The organism is Aeromonas sp. 9A (assembly GCF_963900955.1).
In the GTDB taxonomy this organism is placed as follows: domain Bacteria; phylum Pseudomonadota; class Gammaproteobacteria; order Enterobacterales; family Aeromonadaceae; genus Aeromonas; species Aeromonas salmonicida.
The window spans coordinates 4282461-4303097 of the sequence record NZ_CAWRFG010000001.1 but is presented as its reverse complement, the minus strand read 5'-3'; the positions used below and the strand labels follow the sequence as shown (position 1 = coordinate 4303097).

General features: G+C 59.6%; 17 protein-coding genes and 3 pseudogenes. 10 read left to right on the top strand and 10 right to left on the bottom strand.

What is annotated here, in order from left to right; genetic code table 11:
• Positions 1-213 precede the first annotated feature (213 nt).
• From dhaK to AACX78_RS19880, 4 genes are all read left to right on the top strand, one after another.
• A complete protein-coding gene (gene dhaK, locus AACX78_RS19895) occupies positions 214-1284 on the top strand; it encodes a dihydroxyacetone kinase subunit DhaK (RefSeq protein ID WP_159167197.1) in 1071 nt (356 codons plus the stop codon).
• Between the two features lie 15 nt (positions 1285-1299).
• Entirely contained in the window at positions 1300-1929 is a 630-nt protein-coding gene (gene dhaL / locus AACX78_RS19890; protein ID WP_159167196.1) for a dihydroxyacetone kinase subunit DhaL, read from the top strand.
• Between the two features lies 1 nt (position 1930).
• Positions 1931-2647, top strand: a complete 717-nt coding sequence (gene dhaM, locus AACX78_RS19885) for a dihydroxyacetone kinase phosphoryl donor subunit DhaM (RefSeq protein ID WP_159167195.1) — start codon at positions 1931-1933, stop codon at positions 2645-2647.
• Between the two features lie 140 nt (positions 2648-2787).
• Entirely contained in the window at positions 2788-3870 is a 1083-nt protein-coding gene (locus tag AACX78_RS19880) for a glycerol dehydrogenase (RefSeq protein WP_159167194.1), read from the top strand.
• A 105-nt stretch (positions 3871-3975) separates the two neighbouring features.
• On the opposite strand, the gene dhaR is transcribed toward AACX78_RS19880, so the two are convergent.
• Positions 3976-5877, bottom strand: coding sequence for a dihydroxyacetone kinase operon transcriptional regulator DhaR (gene dhaR / locus AACX78_RS19875; protein WP_159167193.1), 1902 nt, complete (start codon positions 5875-5877; stop codon positions 3976-3978).
• A gap of 446 nt (positions 5878-6323) precedes the next feature.
• On the opposite strand from dhaR, the gene AACX78_RS19870 reads away from it, so the two are divergent.
• On the top strand, positions 6324-7451 hold the full coding sequence (locus tag AACX78_RS19870; RefSeq protein ID WP_159167192.1) for a DUF4238 domain-containing protein: 1128 nt from the start codon (positions 6324-6326) through the stop codon (positions 7449-7451).
• Between the two features lie 189 nt (positions 7452-7640).
• Here the strand turns inward: AACX78_RS19870 and AACX78_RS19865 are convergent, their stop codons facing one another.
• The 3 genes from AACX78_RS19865 to AACX78_RS19855 form a co-directional block, all read right to left on the bottom strand.
• Positions 7641-7847: a hypothetical protein gene (locus AACX78_RS19865; RefSeq protein WP_159167191.1), complete on the bottom strand. Its 207-nt coding sequence runs from the start codon at positions 7845-7847 to the stop codon at positions 7641-7643.
• Between the two features lie 197 nt (positions 7848-8044).
• The gene (gene ydiK / locus AACX78_RS19860; protein ID WP_201302904.1) at positions 8045-9130 is read right to left on the bottom strand and encodes an AI-2E family transporter YdiK; all 1086 of its coding nucleotides are present in this window, start codon (positions 9128-9130) and stop codon (positions 8045-8047) included.
• On the bottom strand, positions 9127-10506 hold the full coding sequence (locus AACX78_RS19855) for a bifunctional NUDIX hydrolase/phosphatase PAP2 family protein (protein WP_159167190.1): 1380 nt from the start codon (positions 10504-10506) through the stop codon (positions 9127-9129). The genes ydiK and AACX78_RS19855 overlap by 4 nt, the downstream gene beginning before the upstream one ends.
• Positions 10507-10701: 195 nt before the next feature.
• Here AACX78_RS19855 and AACX78_RS19850 point away from each other — a divergent pair, with 195 nt between their 5' ends.
• Positions 10702-11082, top strand: a complete 381-nt coding sequence (locus tag AACX78_RS19850; RefSeq protein WP_181455349.1) for a hypothetical protein — start codon at positions 10702-10704, stop codon at positions 11080-11082.
• A gap of 53 nt (positions 11083-11135) precedes the next feature.
• Here the strand turns inward: AACX78_RS19850 and AACX78_RS19845 are convergent.
• Together AACX78_RS19845 and AACX78_RS19840 are read right to left on the bottom strand one after the other, a co-directional pair.
• Positions 11136-11910, bottom strand: a pseudogene (locus AACX78_RS19845) (substrate-binding periplasmic protein).
• Between the two features lie 178 nt (positions 11911-12088).
• Positions 12089-12850 (bottom strand): annotated as a pseudogene (locus AACX78_RS19840) (hypothetical protein); the annotation flags it as partial.
• Positions 12851-13055: 205 nt separating this feature from the next.
• Between AACX78_RS19840 and AACX78_RS19835 the strand changes: the two are divergent.
• Positions 13056-13383: pseudogene (locus AACX78_RS19835) on the top strand (DUF1496 domain-containing protein).
• Positions 13384-13631: 248 nt separating this feature from the next.
• On the opposite strand, the gene AACX78_RS19830 reads toward AACX78_RS19835, so the two are convergent.
• Positions 13632-15080: a catalase gene (locus tag AACX78_RS19830; RefSeq protein ID WP_159167188.1), complete on the bottom strand. Its 1449-nt coding sequence runs from the start codon at positions 15078-15080 to the stop codon at positions 13632-13634.
• Between the two features lie 162 nt (positions 15081-15242).
• Here AACX78_RS19830 and AACX78_RS19825 point away from each other — a divergent pair, with 162 nt between their 5' ends.
• The gene (locus AACX78_RS19825; protein ID WP_059169386.1) at positions 15243-15728 is read left to right on the top strand and encodes a GNAT family N-acetyltransferase; all 486 of its coding nucleotides are present in this window, start codon (positions 15243-15245) and stop codon (positions 15726-15728) included.
• Positions 15725-16585 carry an AraC family transcriptional regulator gene (locus tag AACX78_RS19820; RefSeq protein ID WP_159167187.1) on the top strand — a complete coding sequence of 287 codons (861 nt, stop codon included), beginning with the start codon at positions 15725-15727 and terminating at the stop codon, positions 16583-16585. The genes AACX78_RS19825 and AACX78_RS19820 overlap by 4 nt, the downstream gene beginning before the upstream one ends.
• 125 nt (positions 16586-16710) lie before the next feature.
• Here the strand turns inward: AACX78_RS19820 and AACX78_RS19815 are convergent, their stop codons facing one another.
• Together AACX78_RS19815 and AACX78_RS19810 are read right to left on the bottom strand one after the other, a co-directional pair.
• Positions 16711-17610: a DMT family transporter gene (locus tag AACX78_RS19815; RefSeq protein ID WP_159167186.1), complete on the bottom strand. Its 900-nt coding sequence runs from the start codon at positions 17608-17610 to the stop codon at positions 16711-16713.
• 158 nt (positions 17611-17768) lie between these two features.
• The gene (locus AACX78_RS19810) at positions 17769-18209 is read right to left on the bottom strand and encodes a DUF2214 family protein (protein ID WP_005316642.1); all 441 of its coding nucleotides are present in this window, start codon (positions 18207-18209) and stop codon (positions 17769-17771) included.
• 109 nt (positions 18210-18318) lie between these two features.
• Between AACX78_RS19810 and AACX78_RS19805 the strand changes: the two genes are divergently transcribed.
• Positions 18319-19929 carry a sensor domain-containing diguanylate cyclase gene (locus AACX78_RS19805; RefSeq protein WP_159167185.1) on the top strand — a complete coding sequence of 537 codons (1611 nt, stop codon included), beginning with the start codon at positions 18319-18321 and terminating at the stop codon, positions 19927-19929.
• 15 nt (positions 19930-19944) lie between these two features.
• On the opposite strand, the gene AACX78_RS19800 is transcribed toward AACX78_RS19805, so the two are convergent.
• Positions 19945-20604 (bottom strand): HAD family hydrolase, encoded by a 660-nt coding sequence (locus AACX78_RS19800; RefSeq protein WP_159167184.1) that lies wholly within the window; start codon positions 20602-20604, stop codon positions 19945-19947.
• Between the last annotated feature and the right edge of the window lie 33 nt (positions 20605-20637).

The window sequence follows — 20637 nt, the reverse complement described above, 5'->3', positions numbered from 1 at the left end:
GAAGGGCCCTGCGGGGCCCTTTTTCATGGCTGTGAGGCCGCTAACAGTTTCTCGCCCGTTTGCCCTGCGTCGTTTCAGATTGAAACACCTATACCCCTTCTGCTGTTTCAAATCCGAACCGAACAGACCGTCATTTTTATCCTTTTTTCTGTCGTTAGACTGGCTCCATCAACCATTTGCCCACCCGTGCGGTGGCAAGCCAAGGAGTGAGCCATGAAGAAACTGATCAATGCCGTCGATGCCGTGGTCCGTGAACAACTGATGGGGATGGCCGCCGCCCACCCCGAGCTCAAGGTACGTATCGAACCCCACTACATCACCCGCGCCGATTCTCCAGTGATGGGCAAGGTAGCGCTGGTCTCCGGCGGTGGCAGCGGCCACGAGCCGATGCACGGTGGTCTGGTGGGCAAGGGGATGCTGGATGGCGCCTGCCCCGGCGAGATTTTTACCTCGCCGACTCCGGATCAGATGTATGAGTGCGGTCAGGCCGTTGATGGCGGCGCGGGCGTGCTGTTTTTGGTGAAGAACTACACCGGCGACGTGCTCAACTTCGAGACCGCGGTCGAGCTGCTGCACGGCGATGGCGTCAAGGTCGGCTTCTCGCTGATCGATGACGACGTGGCGGTGAAAGACAGCCTCTATACCGCCGGTCGTCGTGGCGTCGCCACCACAGTGCTGTGCGAAAAACTGGTGGGTGCCGCAGCCGAAGCGGGCTATGACCTGGCCCATTGCGAGGCACTGGCCCGTCGCATCAACAACCAGAGCCGCACCATAGGCGTCGCCATGCACGCCTGTACCGTGCCTGCCGCCGGCAAGCCCTCCTTCACTCTGGCGGACAACGAGATGGAGTTTGGCGTGGGCATCCACGGCGAACCCGGTATAGCGCGCCGCCCCTTCACCGACCTCAATACCCTAGTGGATGACATGTTCAGCGAGCTGGCGGACAACACCCCCTATGGCCGCACCCTGCGCCATTGGGACAGAGTCTCCGGCAGCTGGCAGGAAGAGCACACCTTCATCGAACCGCTCAACCGGGGCGATCGTGTCATAGCCCTGGTCAACAGCCTGGGCGGCACCCCGATTTCAGAGCTGTATGGCGTCTATGGTCGCCTCGCGGCCCTGTGCGAAGAGGCGGGCATCCATCTGGTGCGCAACCTGATAGGTCCCTACTGCACCGCCCTCGACATGACAGGTATCTCCATCACATTGCTCAAGGTGGACGACGAGCTGATGACCCTGTGGGATGCCCCCGTTCACACCCCCGCCCTGCGTCGCGGCTGCTAAGGAGCCCTTACTCTCATGCTAAGCAAACATCACATCGTCAACTGGCTGCTCGACTGCGAACACATCTTTACCGAACAGCGTGACTACCTCACTGCGCTGGATACCGATATCGGCGACGGCGACCACGGCCTCAACATGCAGCGCGGTTTTACCAAGGTGGCGGAGAAACTGCCTGCGGTGGCAGACAAGGATATCGGTCAGGTGCTGAAAACCACCGGCATGACATTGCTCTCCTCGGTTGGCGGCGCCAGCGGCCCGCTCTACGGCACTTTCTTCATTCGAGCGGCGGCCAGTACGGACGCCTGCCAAAGCCTGAGCCTGAGCCAGCTTGGCAAAATGCTGAGCGACGGAGTCGAGGGGATCGTCTCCCGCGGCCGCGCCGAGCCGGGCGACAAGACAATGTGCGACGCCTGGTGGCCGGCACTGGTGGCCCTGCAACAGGCGCAGCAGCAAGAGCTCCCCCTCAACGAAGCGCTGGACAAGGCAGTGGCCGCTGCCGCAGCTGGCACCGAGGCCACCATACAGATGCAGGCCCGCAAGGGGCGAGCCAGCTATCTGGGCGAGCGCAGCATAGGCCATCAGGATGCCGGGGCTACCTCGACCCTGCTGCTGCTGACCGCCCTGCGTGACAGAGCGAGGTTGTGACATGATCGGCATCGTAGTTGTCTCTCACAGCGCCATGCTGGCGGCCGGATTGAAAGCGCTGGCCGACCAGCTGGGCAGCCCGGCCAAACTGCTGCTGGCGGCCGGGGTCGATGACCCCGACCACCCCATAGGCACAGATGCCATCGCCGTGATGAGTGCGATAGAAGAAGCGGACGACGGCAGCGGTGTACTGGTGCTGATGGATTTGGGCAGCGCTCTGCTCAGCGCCGAAACCGCCCTCGAACTGCTGCCCCCCGAGTTAAGCGCCCGGGTGCGGCTCTGCCCGGCCCCGCTGGTTGAGGGCACCCTTGCCGCCGTGGTGGCGGCAGGTTCAGGTATGAGCCTCGACGAGGTGGCCGCAGAGGCGCTCGGCGCCCTAGGGCCCAAGCAAGCCATGTTGCCTGCCACAGATGCGCAGGTCGCCACTGAAACGGCACCGGCAGTCGACGAGGGCTGGCTGCGCTGCGAGGTGGTGGTCGACAACCCCCACGGCCTGCATGTGCGCCCCGCAGCCAGGTTGGTAGCAGCCCTCAAACCCTTTGCCGCCGAGCTGAAACTGCAAAAGGGGGATAAAGAGGCCAACCCCCGCAGCCTGACCAGGCTCACCATGCTCAACGTGCGTCAGGGAGACAGACTCACCCTGCTGGCACAGGGAGAAGATGCCGAGGCTGCCCTGACCTGCTTCCAACAGCTGGCAGCGGAACGTTTCGGCGACTGACCCGCCTGCTTTAAGGCGCGGCAACGGCCTCATCAGCCAGCAGCCGCGCCACTTAAAGACGAAGGACTCCCCGGCACAGCCGCCCCTTCGCCCCTGTTAGTTTCAAAAGAAGTCTTATGAACTAGAGAGAGGGATAGAATATGGACCGCATCATCATCAGCCCCAGCAAATACGTGCAAGGCAACGGGGCCCTCGCCAATATCGGCAACTACGTCAAGGCACTCGGTGCCAAGCCGCTCATTCTGGCCGATGCCTTCGTCACCAAGCTGGTTGGCGACACGGTTGCCACCAGCTTCCACGGCGTGGGCATCAAGCCCGAGTTCGACTGCTTCAACGGCGAATGCTCCCGCCCCGAGATCGACCGCCTGCTGGCCCGCTGCAACCAGACGCCGTTCAACGTCATCATCGGCATAGGTGGCGGCAAGACGCTCGATACCGCCAAGTCGGTCGCCTTCTACCAGAAGGTGCCTGTGGTCATAGTGCCGACCATCGCCTCCACCGATGCGCCAACCAGTGCGCTGGCGGTCATCTACACCCCACAAGGGCAGTTCAGCGAATACCTGATGATCCCGACCAACCCCAATATGGTCATCATGGATACCGGCGTCGTCTCCCGGGCCCCAGTGCGGCTGCTGGTCTCCGGCATGGGGGATGCGCTCTCCACCTACTTCGAGGCGCGGGCCAACAAGGTCTCCGGTTGCCAGACCATGGCCGGTGGTGCCTCTACCCTGGCGGCCCAGGCCATCGCCGAGCTCTGTTACAAGACACTGCTGGCCGATGGCTACAAGGCCAAGCTGGCGGTGGAGCAGGGGCTCTGCACCAAGGCGGTGGAGAACATCATAGAGGCCAACACCTACCTGAGCGGTATCGGCTTCGAGAGCAGCGGCCTGGCCGCCGCTCACGCCATCCACAACGGTCTGACCCAGCTCGCCGAGTGTCACCACCTCTATCACGGTGAGAAAGTGGCGTTCGGTACGCTAGTGCAGCTGGTGCTGGAGAATGCGCCCATGGCGGAGATCGAGACAGTGCTGGCCTTCTGCCGCTCGATCGGCCTGCCGACCAACCTGCATATGATGGGGGTCAAGGAGCTGGATATGGCGCGCCTGATGGAAGTGGCCAAAGCCTCCACCGCCGAGGGGGAGACCATCCACAATATGCCGTTCAAGGTCACTGCCGAGGATGTGCTGGCGGCCATAGTCACCGCCCACCAGCTGGGGCTGTAACCGCGCCACGGCTGACCTTGCCATATAAAACGGCCTCGCAACTGCGGGGCCTTGTTCTTTGAGGCTGGGCGGGTTGTGTCCTTCACGCTGCAGAGCCCATCATCACTATCCGTGATAGTCGGCGGGATCGATCTCGAGCAGCTTGAGCCGCCGCCACAAGGTGGTGCGACTGATGCCCAGATGCTGGGCCATCTGGCTCACCTGTCCCTTGCAGGCGTGGGCGCAGCGCAAAATGGCCTGCCGCTCCAGCTCGGCCAGGGTGAGCAGCGGTTGCCCCACCACCTCGTCCGCCACCAGCTGATAGCCGTGGCGAATGGCGGCGGGCAGCGCCTCCGGCGGGATCAGCCCCTGACCGGAGTGAAGCAGTGCATGCTCGACGGCGCTGCGCAGTTCCCCCAGATTGCCGGGCCAGGGATAGGCGAGCAGACAATCGAGGGCCGCCGGACTGAACTGGCGCACCGGCTCGCGCCCCTGCGCCCCTAGCTGCTGGCTGATAAGGCCCGGCAGATCGGCCGCGCGATCCCGCAGCCCTGGCAGCCACAGCTCGCACGCCTGCAGCGCATAGAGCAGCTGGCGGCCAAACAGTCCCTCCTGCACCAGTTGCTCCAGCGGGGCGCTGCTGGTCGCTATGATCCGCACCTTGAGCGGCAGGATGCGGGCCGAATCGAAGCGCTGGATGCGACCTGTCTTGAGCAGTTGCAGCAGTGCCGCCTGCATGGGGGTAGAGAGACACTCCACCTGCTCCAGCACGAGCGTGCCGCCGTGGGCCAGCTCGAACTTGCCCGCCCGCTCCTGCCCCGCCTCGTCAGATCCCATCAACTCCAGCGCCATCCGCTCGCTCGGCAGCGCCTTGCAGTTGAGGGTAATAAGCGGCCCGGCGGCCCGTTCACTGCCAAAGTGGATCGCCTCCGCCAGCTGGGCCTTGCCCACCTCCTCCTCGCCGCGCAGCAGGATCGGGCCCTGACTCTGGGCCGCCTGCCGGGCGTAGCGCAGCAGCTTGCGCATGGCGCTCGATTCGCCCACCAGTGCCGACAACTCGGGCACCGTCTGGCGCAGCTGGTGAATGGCCCGCAGCCGATCGACCGGGTGCAGCAGGGCGATAAAGCTGACCCCCTCCGGCCCCGGCAGCGGCTTGAGGCTCACCAGCGCATTGATAAACTCCCCCCCCTGCGCGCCGAGCCGCTCCAGCGTCACCTCCACATGACTCAGTGGCGTCTGCCCCTTGATGGCCAGCTGCAAACGCTGGGGCAACAACAGGTGCTGCTCCAGCGGCTGACCGAGACAGAGCGCAGGATCGAGCCGCAGCCGGTTGGCCGCCAGCCCGTTGAGGTAGCGTAGCCGGCCCTGGGGATCCCAGGCCAGCACGCCGTCATCCATGCCGTCGAGCAGGGCGTAGAGCTCGCTCAGGTGGTGCTGGGACTCCTGCATCAGGGTCTCCATCTGCAGCAGATGGGCCAGCTCGCGACCGGCACTGACGGTGAGCGCCAGATCGCCGGCGCTTGCCTCCTCCAACTTGCAGATCAGGGCTATGATGGCGACCTGACGGCCGTTGCTGTTGTAGACCGGACTGGCGCAGCCGTGCCACGGATGGAGGGTCTGGTTGAAGTGCTGGGGGCCGCTGACGCAGAGCGGCACTCCCTCCAGCGCCGCCAGATTGATAGCATTGGTGCCGATGCGCCCCTCGCTGAAAAAGGCGCCGGGGCCAAACCCCAGCGCCGCCAGCTCCGCCAGCGTATCGGGATGGCCGGTCTGGGCCAGCAGACAGCCGCTCTCGTCGGTGAGCAGCAGGGCGCAGGGGCGTCCCTCCATAAATTCGTAGAGATCTTCGAGGGCCATCTCGCCGGTGGTGAGCAAGTCCCGTTTGCGCTGGCGCAGGCTCTGCAAGGTCTGGCCCTTGGCGCTGTGGGGCGGATGCCAGAGGGTGGCACTGGTCTGGTGGGCGCAGCGCAGCCAGGATGCCTGCAGATAGTCAGGCCAGGGCAGCAGCGGCTGAAGGTCAGATGGCATGGTCACAGCAATATCCGGCAAGATGTGAGCCGACCATTTAACCACGCCAGCGCCCCCGATTCAGTGACCTGCCTCAGAGGGTGGCAAGCCCGCCCTCCTCCCGGTCGGGTTCACCGTCGGTAAATTGCTGGCCGAGCTACTCCTTCGATCTGTTGATATATTCCCCCCCGATCACACTACTGAGTTGTTTATGAAAAGGAGTTCAGATGGCGCTTTCCATTGCCGCCCCAGAAGTGTATTTTTGCTCGGTGGCAAAAAGTAGAGCCAAAAGAGGATGTTGCTCGAGCGCGCCCAGCACTATAGGTGTGACGGTAACATTTTGCTTTAAAATGATTTTTTCGTGGAATCGATCATGGCAAACCGGAGTTATATGGAAGGCTCTATTAACGGATTAGTACCGCCTTCTATCCAATCACTGTTATCTTCTTTCAACTATCGGAGGATTTGTGGCAGAAAAAAAAGGGCAACATTTGGTTTCCGCGTGCTATCTAAGCTCCTTTGTCACTAACCTATCTGAGGCTGAAAAACATAATCCTAAGCTTGAGGCTGGAATTTATGTGAATTCAAGAACGCTGGATGCTAGTTGGAAAATGAGAGGTATAAACCACAAAGTATTTAAAAAATCCTATTATTACAACCTGCCGGAAGATAACCCGAATGAACCGTACATTGAGAATTTTTTGTCCGGTGTAGAAAGGTCATACCGGAAGAATTTACAAAAGGTAGTAAATCGTGAACTTGATAGTGAAGTTATTTCTTTTCTTTCATACTTTGCCACTATACAGTACATAAGGGTGGATAAGTTTATCACTTCAATGCAAAACTCATGGGATCAAATTGCTAAATGGAGCGATGGATTTACAGGTGGCAATCAATATGCATCCATTCTAGAAAATATTGTTAAAAAACAAATCCCCACTGCTGATCTTGGTGGAATTATCAACTCTAATGCTTGCATTATCTATAACAGTACCAAATTTCTATTTATCACCACCGACAGCCCTGTTGTTCGAAAAAATGTCAACACATCTGATTTAAAGTTGATCATTCCACAAAATAACTTAGATCATTCAGTACCAGATTCTTATGAAAGCTCTTTTTTCTTTTTCTCTTTAACGCCATCAATTGCTTACGTTTCGTGCGACCTTATTAAAGCTGAGTCAACATTAGAATTTAACGATAGTGAATTAAGAAATATTTTCTATCTAAACTATTATTCAATACTAAATGCACACGAGCATGTTTACTCGTCTGTAATCGAACCCATTAAAGGAGAGGCGGAACTTTCCAAACATCTAAAAAATAACAAAGTTGGTCAGTTCATTAAAATTTACACAGATAGCAATAGACTTAGTATCAAAGGGAAGGTTATATCAAGTGATGAAAACAGTTTGTCATTTATCTGTCAGCCACCTAATCAACTAATACAGCTGAAGTTGGGGGAGGAAGTTAGCCTTGCCGAAGTATATGACTGTGGCAGTAGTATAATAGGCTTGAGAAATTGTTCAGTTCAAAAACTAGAAATAGATTCTGGCTTGGTGGTATTTGAGTCAGACTTTAAATTACGTATATAACAAACTCTTCAAGGTGGATTAGCCCGTAGGTTCGATTAGCCGTAAGGCGTAATCGGACATTCGCGTAAATCCATTCCACTGCTATAACGGCCATCCATATTTCCCCTCTGCCAGATACCGCTGATTCATGGAAACACCGGGACAGCGGTATCTCGATCGTCCGATTACGCTTCGCTAATCGAACCTACATCAGACGGTAATATGTGGGATATGCAGGTTGGCGCGGATCAGCCAATCTGACGCCATCGCCATCGCCATCGCCACAATCACAATCACCACAAATAACAGCCCGTAGGTTCGATTAGCCGTTAGGCGTAATCGGACGTTCGCGTCAATCAATTCCCACGCTATAACAGCCACCCGCATTTCCCCTCTGGTAGGCCGCCACTGGCTCATGGAAACACCGGAACAACGGCATCTCGATCGTCCGATTACGCTTCGCTAATCGAACCTACATGGGACGGTAATATGTGGGATATGCAGGTTGGCGCGGATCAACCAATCCGACACGATCGCCATAAATCACGATCGTCAAAAACCAAAGAGCCGCCCTTATGGGCGGCTCTTTTTATCAGCGATGGATGGCTGAATCGTCACTCGGCCTTGGGCGCTTCAACCGCAGCGGTCGCCGGTTGGTCATCTTCCTTGATCCAGGCATCCAGCAGGGTGTAACCCACCGCCAGCACGACCGGGCCAATGAAGAGGCCGATAATTCCCATGGTCAACAAGCCACCGATAACCCCCACCAGAATGAGGATCAGCGGCAGGTCAGCGCCACGCTTGATCAGGAAGGGGCGCAGGAAGTTGTCCATGGTGCCCGCAAACAGTGACCAGACCAGCAGGAAGGTGCCCCAGGTGGTGTCGCCGCTCCAGTAGAGATAGCCGATACAGGCCAGCAATACAGGGAAGGGCCCGATCTGGGCGACGATCAGCAGGAACATCACCACCACCAGCACCATGGTGTAGGGGATGCCAGCAATCAGCAGGCCGATACCGGCCACGGATGATTGCACCAGAGCTGTCACCACCACCCCCATCGCCACGGCGCGGATCGCCTGTGAAGCGAGCACGGTGGCATTGTCACCCCGTTGGCCCGCCAGCCGGTGGGCAAAGCGGCGAATGCCGGTCGCCACCATCTCACCCGAGTGATAGAGCACGCCGCAGATCCCGACTGTCAGCAGGAAGTGCACGAACAGCAATCCCAGATTGCCTGCCTGGGAGGCGAGCCAGCGGGCTGTCTGACCGAAGTAGGGGGCCAGCTTGGTAAACAGTACCTGGCCGCCGCTCGCCAGGATCTGTTGCCAGAACTCATACAGCTTGGTGCCCACCAGAGGGACCTGTTGCAGCCAGAGCAGCTCGGGGGGCGGTGAATGGCTGATGGTGGTGCCCAGCTCGATCAGCATGGGAGCTTGCTCCGCCACATTGGCCAGTGCCATGAACAGCGGAATAACAAACATCAGCAGCAGTACCAGCGTCATGAAGAGGGCTGCCAGCATGCGCTTGCCCCACAGCAGGCGTTGTACCATCCGCATCAGTGGCCAGGTGGCTATGGTGATCATGGTGGCCCACACCAGCGCAGGCAGGAAGGGGCGCAGCACCATGAAGCACGAGATGATGAGAATGCTGAGAAACAGCACGCCCAGCGTGATCTTGGCTAAATCCACTTTTTTCATATTCATAACAATCCCTTGTCGGAGCTGGAGCCCCTGGGTAACGGGTCAGAGTTCATGAGTGAGAGTATCCACCAGAGGCCGGCGCTCAACCAGAGCCCCAGGCAACAATAGAGTAGCCACTGGCCCAGAAGAGTGAGTCCTGAGCTGGTCAGCCAGAGTGGCAGCGACCACAGCAGCGCCCCGATGGGCAGGCCACCGAGCAGGGTAACCGTCAGCATTCGCAAGTATTGTGTCCGTGCGCGCGCCAAGGGTAGCAGCATGCCGAGCATCAGACCCAGGCTGAACATGGCAAGGCCAGCCAGGGCAGAGGATTGGCTCCACCAGGCGGCCAGTGCGCAGGCAAAGGTCAGACAGATCCAGCTCGGTGGTTTTGCTGAAATACCGGATAATCCGGCGTGAATTGCCAGCATCAGCGCGCCCAGCAGCAGTCCTGCCGCCACGTCCGAGAAGAAATGAACGCCGAGCCAGACCCGGGCCAACCCTGTCGTGGCAGCCAGCAAGAGTGCCAACGCTACGCTGCGCCAGGGATTGGCGGGCCAGCACAGCCTGAGCAGCACGCCCCAGAACAGCAGCGCCGAGGCAGCATGGCCGCTTGGCATGCCAAAGCCCTGTGCACTCTGTTGTGCCAGTACAGGATCGAGGTGGAAGGGTCTGGGCCAGCCGATACCCTCCTTGACCACGAGCACCATCAGGGCAAGGGTCAGCATGGCCAGCAACAGCTGACGCAGGCGAGGCCAGCCCAGCAGCGGCAGCAGCAAAGGTAACAGGGCAAGCTGAAACGCGCCTGAACCAAACAGATTGCTGGCATCAAGCCAGAGCACGTCAGCACCGAGCCAGCTCTGCAACTGCCGGATCAGCGGGAGCTCTGCCCGGTGCAACTCGTTGCCGTCGGTACTGAAGTCGTGCTGCCACAACACAGGGCTGTCGGGAATGTCGGCCAATCTGGGGGCCAACCAGTCGAGCTGCGCCGGGAAGCGGCGTTGTGCATGTGGCAACTGTGCCGGATCGATCAGCCTGGCATTGAGTATTTCACCGCCGAGGTTGGGGGCCTGCAACAGTGAGACGAAGCCCGATCCTGTTTGTACCCTGATGGGTTGCAGGGCCTGGCAGGCGAACAGGGCAGCTCCCTGCCATTGTCCCAATTCACCACTGATCCGGCTTCGCAACCCTGTCTCTTCAAACAGCTCGCGCTGCGCTGCCTGCTGCGGGGTCTCGCCTGCATCTATGTAGCCCCCGGCCAGGCTGTAGCGGGAGGAGACCCTGTCCTGCACCAGCAGCAGTTGTTGCTGATGCTTGACCACGCAGACGGCGGCGGTGGGATCGGCTGAGGCTGGTTGCACCAGCAGCAGGGCACAAAGCACTAAAAAACAGTAGCGAAACATGGCGCCTGAACTGTGGGTGTGGATGAGCGCAAGGGTCACAGAAATCAGATAGTTGGGCAATGATTTCAGGTCTGGATGCCAGCTAATGGCGGGTTTGGTACACGGCAGCAAGGCGAGGAAGGATTGCCGTGGGGTGAGGCAGTCCCTAGTATTGGCAGCTATGTTATTTTCATGCAGCAAACCTTGGGACCTTCCATGAGACAGTTTGGTTTTTTTCTGGGCATTGCCATCGGTGTCATCCTGATACTGTTCGGCAGCATCGTTATCTTTCAGGCCTTGCCTGCCGCACTGGATGTGCTGGAGATGCCGAGCCGAATCCCGTTCGTGCGTGAGGTCTACACCTGGCTGATGACCAGTGCCAGCGGCCTGACCGGTCAGCTCGAACAGAACTTCCTGGAAGCATTCCAGACTGTGCTCAAGCTGATCCTGCTCATCACATTCATGTGGGTCTGCGTCAAGCTGGTCAACATGGGGGTGCTGATCATCCGCGCCGGGGTGGATCTCATCCGCACCGCCATCGAGCACAGCGAAAGCACCCAGGCCAAGAAGTCCGAACACGACAGCCACTTCCAGTAACAGTGCGCTGCAATAAAACAGGCCACCTTAGGGTGGCCTGTTTGCATCTGTCTTCATTCAATCAGGGGCAGGTGATCCGCTGGCGGGGATTGCACCACATCCTGATAGCGGGCGATTAGCCGCTTGAATGCTTCCCCCTGTCTGACCTTGTCCAGCGCCTGTTGCAGGCGGGCGATCTGCTGCTTGTCGGCCGCAGGGTTGAAGGCGAAGCAGTTGTCCTGCTCTGCCAGGATGGCAACGGTGACGAAGGTATCAGCTTGAAAACCCAGCTGTTGGGCTTGGTGAAACAGCATCACTTCGTTGCCCGCCACCAGATCGGTGCGGGCCATGATGAGCTGGCGTACCACCTGATCCATCCGCTCCACATGACATCATGTTGGCAGTGCTTACCCCCTTGTTCAGCAGCAGTTGTTCCCCTACATCGGCCTGCATGACACCAATCTGCAACTTGGCCAGGTCGGCCTTGCTACTGATCCTGGGGGCATCTTGCTTGCGGCCCACCAGCGACACCCGGGAGTGGCTGATGGGACAGACCCAGAGGAAGTGAGGATCTCGTGCTTTGGTGCGAGCTGTTGTGAACAGTACGGCATCCGGTTGCTGGGTCAGCAGGTACCAGGCCTTGGCCCAGGGCATGAAGTGAATGGGTTGCTCCGGTTCCCCCATCTCCTGCCACATCAGTCTCAGCACTTCGACCGCCAATCCAGTGCCTTTGCCCTGCTCATCCTGACCATTGAGCGGCATGTTCTGTTCGGAATAGTAAGTGAATGTCGCAGCATGCAACGTCATGGAGAGGCAGTAGCAGATCATCAGGCTGAGCAGACGTGACATGACGGCACTCCTTGCGAAAAATTATCTTTTCCAGTTTAGAGGGCTATATCGAGAAGTTCATGATTTGCGCTACAAGCATGCGGTTTGCAGCCAAATATGGGGGAGAGGAGGGGAAAACAGGCCATCGTATGATGGCCTGTTCGGATTATTTGAGCAGCGCTTCCATCTCTGCTTCAGCGGCTGCGCGCGCCTGTTCGCTCTGTCGCCGAGCTGCGTCGGCCTGGGCTGCCGCATCAAGGGTGGCCTTGCTGCTGCTCACAGCCTGCTTGGTAGATTCGGACGCGGCCTTGTTGGCTTGCTGCTGCGCCGAGGCGGTGGCACTGCCCACCACCTGCTTGGTGGTATCCGCCATGGTCTTGCTGGCGCCTTGCTGTATTGAACCCAGCACATTGCCGAGTACAGAGGTGGTCGCTGCGGCCCCTGTCAGTACCTTGTTGGTATCGGTCAGAGCAGTGTTGGCACTGGATAGCGCGGTCGCAGCCGGTTTGGCTTGAGCCTGCCAGCCCTGCATCTCGGTTGGCCAGCTCGGTGTCGCTGCCGCCAGATTTTCGCCAAATACCTGAGGAGTTCCATCCCCCTTGAGCAGCATGACGGACATCTGGTTGGTCTGTGAGTTCCACACCATGCCCGCCTGCTTGGCTACATCAGGCATGGGTGCATAGCGGGAGACCACGTAGAACAGCGGGCCTTCCTGCTGCAGCTCGTTGGCGGTCTTTAGCAGTTGCATGGTGCTGTCGTAGTTGGGGCCCAGAATACTGGTCATCCGATCCTTGATGATGGGCTGTTCGAACAGATTGGCTTCGTTGGGATCGAAGCCCACCAGGGGTTTGAGCAGCGCCCACATCAGCTGGCTGGTCGGGCTCATCATCAACAGGGGGGCAACGCAGGCGGACAACATCAGGCTCAGGCAGGCCGCCTGGAGCAACGGCATGATACGCATTGGGATAATATCCAAATAACGATTTGATAAATAAGGTTATATTTGTCGATGGCTGACAAGTATACCGGGGTTTTCCTGCGCCGGTTTTGACGGGCGTGGGCAGGCTATCATACTGGGTTGGGAATGCCAGCCAGCGCTGGGCTTATTAATCAAGTTTGCGCCTGTTATGGTCGCCCGATACTGGTATCGCGCAAGGAGTGATGTCATGAATCGAATCAAGGGTGGGACGACTTGCCTGTTGCTGGCCATGTTGGGGACGAGCGGTGTGGCAGCCGAGCTTGTCAAGGTGACGCGGGCAGAGGTCGGGACCGAGTGGGTGTTGCCGTTGGGATCGCTGCCGGAACGGATTTGCTGATATCAGGAATCAGAAATATTCGCTGGGTGCCCGAATTCAACAGGGGAATCGCTGGCTGGAGTGTGGCCCGCAAAACGAGCAGGAGACCAATGGCCCATTGGCCTGGCGCTTGCCGCCTCAGGTGACGCCTGTGACCAGGGCACCGTCGGATAGCGAGACAATTAGCCTGGGCCAGTGAGGCTTTTCTTGATCCAGCTAAAGACATGGACGTGATCTCTATCGCATAATGCGGCTCTTTCCTTCTCTTGGCTGGGACCTAAGAAATGGCTCGTCGCTCTTCCAATACTCAACGTCGTCGCAGTAACTGGTGGTATAAACGCCTGTTGGTACGGGAACGGGCAGAGCGCGAAGCGCGTTCCGTTCGGGATTGATACAGCATTGAAAACGGAGCCTGGGGCTCCGTTTTTTTATTTGCCTGCTTGCGGCTTAGCGTTGCAGCGCAGCCAGTGCCAGCTCCACCCGCTTGGCGTACTCGGGGTCGGCCTGCTCAAGATGCCGGAGTTGGGCGACGACGATGGCGTCATCCTCCACGTTGATGAGGGAACGTGCCATATTGGCGGCGAGGCGCGAGCGCTGCCCCTCGTCCATGATGCGGAACAACTTGCCCGGCTGGCTGTAGTAATCGCTGTCGTAGTCACGAAAATCGTAGTGCAGAGCAGCCCCTTCCAGACTCAAGGCCGGTTCGTGCTGCTCGCTCGGCTGCTGGGTGCCAAAGCGGTTCGGCTGATAGTTGGGGCTGGCGCCGCCATTGCTGTCGCTGCGCATGGCGCCATCACGATGGGCACCGTGGTGGAACGGGCAGCGCGGAGCGTTCACCGGCAGCAGGCCGTGGTTGACCCCGAGGCGATAGCGCTGGGTGTCGCCGTAGGAGAAGAGCCGTCCCTGCAGCATGCGATCCGGGGAGAAGCCGATGCCGGGCACTACGTTGGCCGGGGTGAACGCCGCCTGCTCTACGTGGGCGAAGTAGTTGTCCGGGTTCTGGTTGAGCTCCAGCACGCCCACCGGGATCAGCGGATAGTCGCTGTGCGGCCACACCTTGGTGAGGTCGAACGGGTGGATCTGGTAGCTCTGGGCGTCGGCCTCCGGCATCACCTGCACATAGACCTTCCAGCGCGGGAAGTCGCCCCGCTCGATGGCATTGTACAGATCGGCCTGACTGGTTTCCCGATCCTGACCGACGGCATTGGCCGCCTCTTCATCTGTGTAGAAGCTGTGGCCCTGTTCGGTCTTGAAGTGGAACTTGACCCAGAAGCGTTCGTTGGCGTCGTTGATAAAGCTGAAGGTGTGGCTGCCGTAGCCGTTCATCTCCCGCAGACTCTTGGGAATGCCCCGATCGCTGAACAGTATGGTGACCTGATGCAGGGATTCGGGGTGGCGTGACCAGAAGTCCCAGGCGGCGGTGGCACTGCGCAGGTTGGTGCGCGGATCCCGCTTCTGGGTGTGGATGAAATCGGGGAATTTCAGCGGATCGCGGATGAAAAAGACCGGGGTGTTGTTGCCCACCAGATCCCAGTTGCCCTGCTCTGTGTAGAACTTGAGGGCGAAGCCGCGTACGTCTCGCTCGGCATCGGCAGCACCCTTCTCACCGGCCACGGTGGAGAAGCGCAGGAAGACCGGGGTCTGCTTGCCGATGGCGTTGAACAGATCGGCCTTGCTGAACTGGCTGATGTCGTGGGTCACGGTAAAGGTGCCGTAGGCGCCCGAGCCCTTGGCGTGAACCACCCGCTCGGGAATGCGCTCGCGGTCGAAGTGGGCGAGTTTCTCCATCAACCAGATATCTTGCATCAGCACGGGGCCGCGGGGACCGGCGGTAAGGCTGTTGTTGTTGTCGACGACGGGGGCGCCGTTGGCACTGTGCAGTGTCTTGTCAGTCATGAATGTCTCTCCTTGTTGATAGGGGGTCAGCCTACGGATCCCGCTCCTCATGGGCCAATGGGCCTTTCCTAGCCCTTTGATAGGTATCGCAAATGGGTATTGTGGGGGGATGACCCGGTACTGGTGATGGGGCATGATGAAAGTCAGCCAAAGGAGCCCCATATGCAGATCACCGTCCGTCATGCCGAACCCACCGATGCCCCCGCTTTGCGGGATCTCTATGCCATGCCTCATGCTCAGGCCGGTACACTGCAACTGCCTTATCCAGCGTTGGGGGTCTGGCAGCAGCGGCTGGAAAACAGCGGTGTAGTGGCGCTGGTAGCGGAGGTGGATGGTCTGCTGGTGGGCCAGATCTCATTGCATATGGAGCCCAATCCCAGGCGCAAGCATGTGGCCTGTATCGGTATGGGCGTGCGAGATGACTGGGCAGGGAAGGGCATAGGTTCGGCCCTGCTGGGCGCCGTGCTGGAAATGGCCGACAACTGGCTCAATCTGCGGCGCATCGAGCTCACCGTCTACAGCGACAACGATGCTGCGCTGGCGCTCTATCGCAAGTTCGGGTTCGAACAGGAGGGGCTGGCTCGCGGTTATGCGTTTCGCCAGGGCGAGTATGTGGATGCGCTCTACATGGCCAGGATCCGCCCGTGATTGACTACCGTCGCAGACTCATCCCTGTGCTGCGGGCGCTGGAGCGGGATCCGGATCTCTCCATCGAGGCGCTGGCGGATCGGGCCTGCCTCTCCCTCTACCATTTTCACCGGGTGTTCACCGCAGTGGCGGGCGAGACCCCCGGAGAGATGTGTCGGCGCCTGCGCATGCAGCGGGCTGCCTGGCAGCTCTGTTACACGAACGCCAGCGTCACTACCATAGCGCTGGGCGCCGGGTTGGCCAGCTCCCAGGCGTTTGCCAAGGCATTTCGGCGTCACTACGGCTGTACGCCGGGGGCGTTTCGCCGGGACAAGAGCAAGAATGGACACCTGTTGAGCAAGGATGGACACGCCAGTGACCGGCTGCTCCCTTATGCTGAAGACCACTCATCAGCAAGGAGCAACACCATGAAAACCATCGAGATGGATGCCCGCAACCTGGCCTATATTCGCGTCACCGGCCCCTATGGCGAAGGGTATGACCCTGTCTGTGGTCAACTGCACCAGTGGGCGAGTGCGCGGGGTCTGGCGCAGGGGGAGTGGATTTTCATCTACCACGACAACCCGGAAGTCACGCCGCCGGCCCAGTGCCGCACCGACATAGGTGTGACAGTGCCGGCGGGTACGGTCGGGGCAGGGGAGGTCGAGATCCAGCTTATTCCCGCCGGTCGCTACGCCCAGTCCCGCTATCTCATCACGGACCGCAGTCAGTACGGGCCGCGTTGGCAGGAGCATGTCGGCGATATAGTCGCCGCCGGTTTGGCGTTCGGTGACGGGCCCTGTTTCGAGCTATACCACAGCGTGAGCAATGACCCCTTGCGTGACGACGTCAGCTTCTGCTCCAGCGTTCAACGCTGAAGGGACAGGGGCCGAGTACAGCAAAACGTAACATTGTGGGTGTAACAACGAGTGCAATAAAAAGAGGAGCCGATATGGCTCCTCTTTTTGGCTTCGTTCTGTGCAATGCCGCGCGCGCCGCGCCGTTAGCCCTGCTTCGGCAGGCGATCCTTGCGCGATTTCCACCACCAGCGCAGGCGCACCTGAGAGATGAGCATGCCTGCCAGCATCAGGGCGCAGCCGACGATAGCCCGCTTATCGAGGATTTCGCCAAGCAGCAGCACACCGCCGATGGCGGCGAATACCGTCTCCAGACTGAGGATGATGGCTGCGTGGGCAGGATGGGCACCGCGCTGACCCACCACCTGCAATGTGTAGCCGACCCCGACCGACACCAGACCGGCGTAAAGCAGCGCCTGCCACCCGGCCACGGCGCCGCTGATAGTCGGCATCTCTATGGTGAAGGCGACGGCCAGGCTGAGCAGGCCGCACACCAGGAACTGCACACCCGCCAACCGGATCGGCGCGACCCGACTCGAATAGTGATCCAGTACCAGCAGGTGAATGGCCCAGAACAGGGCGCCCGCGACTTGTAGCAGATCGCCATAGCCTATGGTGAAGTCCTCGGTCACGCTGAGGTAATAGAGCCCCGCCATGGCGATGAGGGCGCCGACCCAGGTGTTGGTCCCTGTCTTGTGACGCAGGGCCAGCCCGATCACCGGCACCAGTATGATGTAGAGACCCGTTATGAAACCCGCTTTGGCAGCCGTGGTATAGAGCAGCCCCACCTGTTGCAGGGAGGCGGCACTGAACAGCACGGCTCCGGCGAGCAGGCCCCCGGTCAGCAGCAGGCGACGATCGTCGGACTGACCCGCGGGCTGGCGAGACTTGAGCCACCACAGCAGTGGCAGTAGAGAGGCGGCGCCGAGCAGGAAGCGCAGGCCATTGAAGGTGTAAGGCCCCATGTGATCCATCCCCAGGCGCTGGGCGACGAAGCCCAGCCCCCAGATGGCGGCGGCCATCAATAACATCATGTTCGAACGCATACGGATTCATCCCTGAGAAAGTGGCGGGCGCCCATCCTCACGGCGCCAGCCACCAAGATAACCGTGTGCGGGGGGATTTGTCTTTAGCGGCTCGCGAGTTTGGCTCGCCAGGGCTGGCTTATGTGAAGAGAGAACGACTACGCAGGAGCCGTATCACATCAGCTATTGGCAAGGCTTGCCAGCAGAGGGATCAGGGCGAGCAGCAACAGATTGCCGCGCAGGATCCAGATCACCCAGAACTGCTGCTGGATGGAGACCATAGGGGCCCGGCCATGACGCAGGGAGCGGCGCCAGCGATAGAAGAGGCGGCTGGGGTAGCCGAAACTGATGGCCATCAGGAAAAACAGCAGCAGCTTGGTACGATAGCCAGGGTTGGCGAGCAGTATTGCGGGTTGGTCCGGGTGAGCGAGCACTTGCAAGACACCCGTGATGAAGATGAGTAGCAGGGCCAGCGCTGCCAGACCGTCGGCCAGTAAAAGCTTGCGTACCTGCTCGATGGACATGCCGCGCCGGAACAGGAAATACTCGGAAGTGATCGCCCCTGTCAGGGTGATCACGGCGCAATAGTGCAGTGCCATCAGCAGGTCCGGGTTCAGCATCCGTGACAGATCCTTCTGATTAATAACATAGTGAGCTTCCTTTTGGACGCCATCCGGTCGGGCTGATATTCTGACATTACATCATGTCTGGTGGTAGCAGGAGTCCTGTTTGGGCAAGCGTGTCGTCTCCAAAAAAACCTGGTCTCTGGTTGCCAGAATGCGGCTGGGTTTGCTGCTGCTGTTCATTCCCGTTTTGATGCTGGGCGGCATCTACTATCTGCATATGGAACGCAGCCTGCAAAACGAGTTGCAGCAGCGTCTGCTCGCCACCAATCACCAGCTGCGCCACGTCTTTATCGAGCCCTATCTCCACGAGATGGAACGACAGTTTACGCTGATCTATGACCAGGTGAAGGTGGACGATATCAGCGGCCCCCGCCTGCACAACACAGATTCCTACCTGAAGGCCTGGCAGCTTTACAAGGGGGTCATGGCTGACCTGATCTACATCTATGTCGGCACGGCCGAGCGCCAGATGCTGATCTACCCCGAATGGCAGGCAGATGCCCAGTTCGATCCCAGGGTTCGGCCCTGGTATCAGCTGGCCAGCCAGCATGTGGGCGAAATGGTCTGGACCGAGCCCTACTACGACTACATCAATGGCAATCTGGTCATAGCGCTGGCGCGGGCCCTGACTGACCAGAGTGGCAAGGTGCAAGGGGTCTTTGCGGTCGATGCCATTCTGGCGCCTTTCTCGGCCCAGTTGAACCGGCAGGCTGACAATGGTTACCAGATGATCGTCAACCAGTCAGGCAAGGTGCTGGTACACCCGGATCCCGCCCGGTTGCTCAAGCCCATGGACCATCCTCAATGGCTTTCCCGTTTCAATCGGGAGGACGGCATCTTTCTGGACAAGGATTCCCAGTTGTTTGTGGCTTACAGCAAGTTGCCGGAGCGGAACTGGGTGCTCATCAGCGTGCAACCCGCGGCCAGTGTTCAGGCGGTGGTCGACAGGGTCTCCCTCAACGTATTGCTGATGGTAGCGCTGGCCTGCGTGCTCTATGTGATGCTGGCGCTGGTGTGGTCCCGCTATTTTCGCCGCATGCTCAATGAGATTTCCTCCATGATCCGGGCCAGCCGGACCCAACCCGACGATGTGCCCCAGGGGGGAATGCAGGAGCTCAAGCATGTCTATGCCGAGCTGGCCGAGGCGGGCAAGGATTATCACGAGGCCCGCCAGCAGGCCAATCTGGACAAGCTGACCGGTCTCTACAACCGTCGTTTCTTCGACGAGCGTTTGAATCGCCTGCTGATTGAGCGCCAGCCCTTCTGTCTGGCCATGCTCGATCTCGATAACTTCAAGCTGGTCAACGACACCTATGGCCACCAGACCGGGGATGTAGTGCTCAAGCGAGTATCACAGCTGGGTATGCAACTGCTGGGGGATCACGGTTGGGTCTGCCGTTACGGCGGGGAAGAGCTGGTGGTGCTGATGGCGAATCCGGACATCCACTTCTGCCAGATGTTGCTGGAGCAGTTTCGCAAGGGGGTGGAGTCACTGGATTGGCGTGAACCCGGCCTCAAGATCACCTTCAGTGGCGGGCTGGTGGCCAGCGGCGAGATAGCGCATGGCAAGACCCTGTTGGCGGTGGCCGACGCCGAGGTCTATCACGCCAAGCGCGATGGCAAGAACCGCATCTATCTGGGCAGCCTGCACGAAACGGTCGCCGAGAAGGGGATCCCGCCCAACGACAGCGTGTTGAGCAACGAAGAGGCCTGAAGGCCTCTTCTTCATTCAGCTGGCCAGCTGCCAGTCAAGGGTGGGCCAGTCGTGTTCGGCGGCGACTTGCCGCAGGCCGGGGGCCGGATTGACCGCATGGGGGTGGGCCACGGCCTTCAGCAGCGGCAGATCGTTGTGGGAGTCGCTGTAACCAAAGCTCTCCTGCCAGGGGGCTGCGTCTGTGGCAAACAGCTGGTTGATGCGTACTACCTTGCCCTCCTGAAAACTCAGGGTGCCGCGGGTCTGGCCGGTCAGCCGACCCTCCTCTTCATCCAGCAGTATGGCGACGCAGTGATCCATCCCCAGCATCTGCGCCATGGGCGCCACCAGATGCTCGCCGGAGGCCGAGATCAGCACCAGCGTGTCACCGCGTTGACGATGCCACTCGATGCGTGCCAACCCTTGGGGGTAGATCCGCTCCCGCAACACCTGCTCGGCGAAGTGGTGGCATTGCTGGCCGAGCCACTGACGTGACTTGCCCACCAGGGGCTGCAGGGTGAACGCCATGTACTCCTGCATATCCATCTTGCCCTGATGGTAGAGGGACATCATGGCCTGCTCCTCGGCGATCATGCCCGCCGGGGCCAGCTCCTGAGCCACCATGTATTCCAGCCAGAGGCTGGCGGAATCCCCGGCAATCAGGGTCTCGTCCAAATCAAACAGTGCCAGCGCCATGCCTGCTCCTAGCTATCCATAACTGTGATGATT

Excerpts from the sequence above, each read along its gene's own strand:
- AACX78_RS19800 (WP_159167184.1), bottom strand. The coding sequence starts at position 20,604 with ATGGCGCTGGCACTGTTTGATTTGGACGAGACCCTGATTGCCGGGGAT.
- AACX78_RS19880 (WP_159167194.1), top strand. The coding sequence starts at position 2,788 with ATGGACCGCATCATCATCAGCCCCAGCAAATACGTGCAAGGCAACGGG.
- dhaL (WP_159167196.1), top strand. The coding sequence starts at position 1,300 with ATGCTAAGCAAACATCACATCGTCAACTGGCTGCTCGACTGCGAACAC.
- AACX78_RS19810 (WP_005316642.1), bottom strand. The coding sequence starts at position 18,209 with ATGCTGAACCCGGACCTGCTGATGGCACTGCACTATTGCGCCGTGATC.
- AACX78_RS19825 (WP_059169386.1), top strand. The coding sequence starts at position 15,243 with ATGCAGATCACCGTCCGTCATGCCGAACCCACCGATGCCCCCGCTTTG.
- AACX78_RS19815 (WP_159167186.1), bottom strand. The coding sequence starts at position 17,610 with ATGCGTTCGAACATGATGTTATTGATGGCCGCCGCCATCTGGGGGCTG.
- AACX78_RS19830 (WP_159167188.1), bottom strand. The coding sequence starts at position 15,080 with ATGACTGACAAGACACTGCACAGTGCCAACGGCGCCCCCGTCGTCGAC.
- AACX78_RS19850 (WP_181455349.1), top strand. The coding sequence starts at position 10,702 with ATGAGACAGTTTGGTTTTTTTCTGGGCATTGCCATCGGTGTCATCCTG.
- ydiK (WP_201302904.1), bottom strand. The coding sequence starts at position 9,130 with ATGAATATGAAAAAAGTGGATTTAGCCAAGATCACGCTGGGCGTGCTG.
- dhaR (WP_159167193.1), bottom strand. The coding sequence starts at position 5,877 with ATGCCATCTGACCTTCAGCCGCTGCTGCCCTGGCCTGACTATCTGCAG.
- AACX78_RS19855 (WP_159167190.1), bottom strand. The coding sequence starts at position 10,506 with ATGTTTCGCTACTGTTTTTTAGTGCTTTGTGCCCTGCTGCTGGTGCAA.
- AACX78_RS19865 (WP_159167191.1), bottom strand. The coding sequence starts at position 7,847 with ATGAGCCAGTGGCGGCCTACCAGAGGGGAAATGCGGGTGGCTGTTATA.
- dhaK (WP_159167197.1), top strand. The coding sequence starts at position 214 with ATGAAGAAACTGATCAATGCCGTCGATGCCGTGGTCCGTGAACAACTG.
- dhaM (WP_159167195.1), top strand. The coding sequence starts at position 1,931 with ATGATCGGCATCGTAGTTGTCTCTCACAGCGCCATGCTGGCGGCCGGA.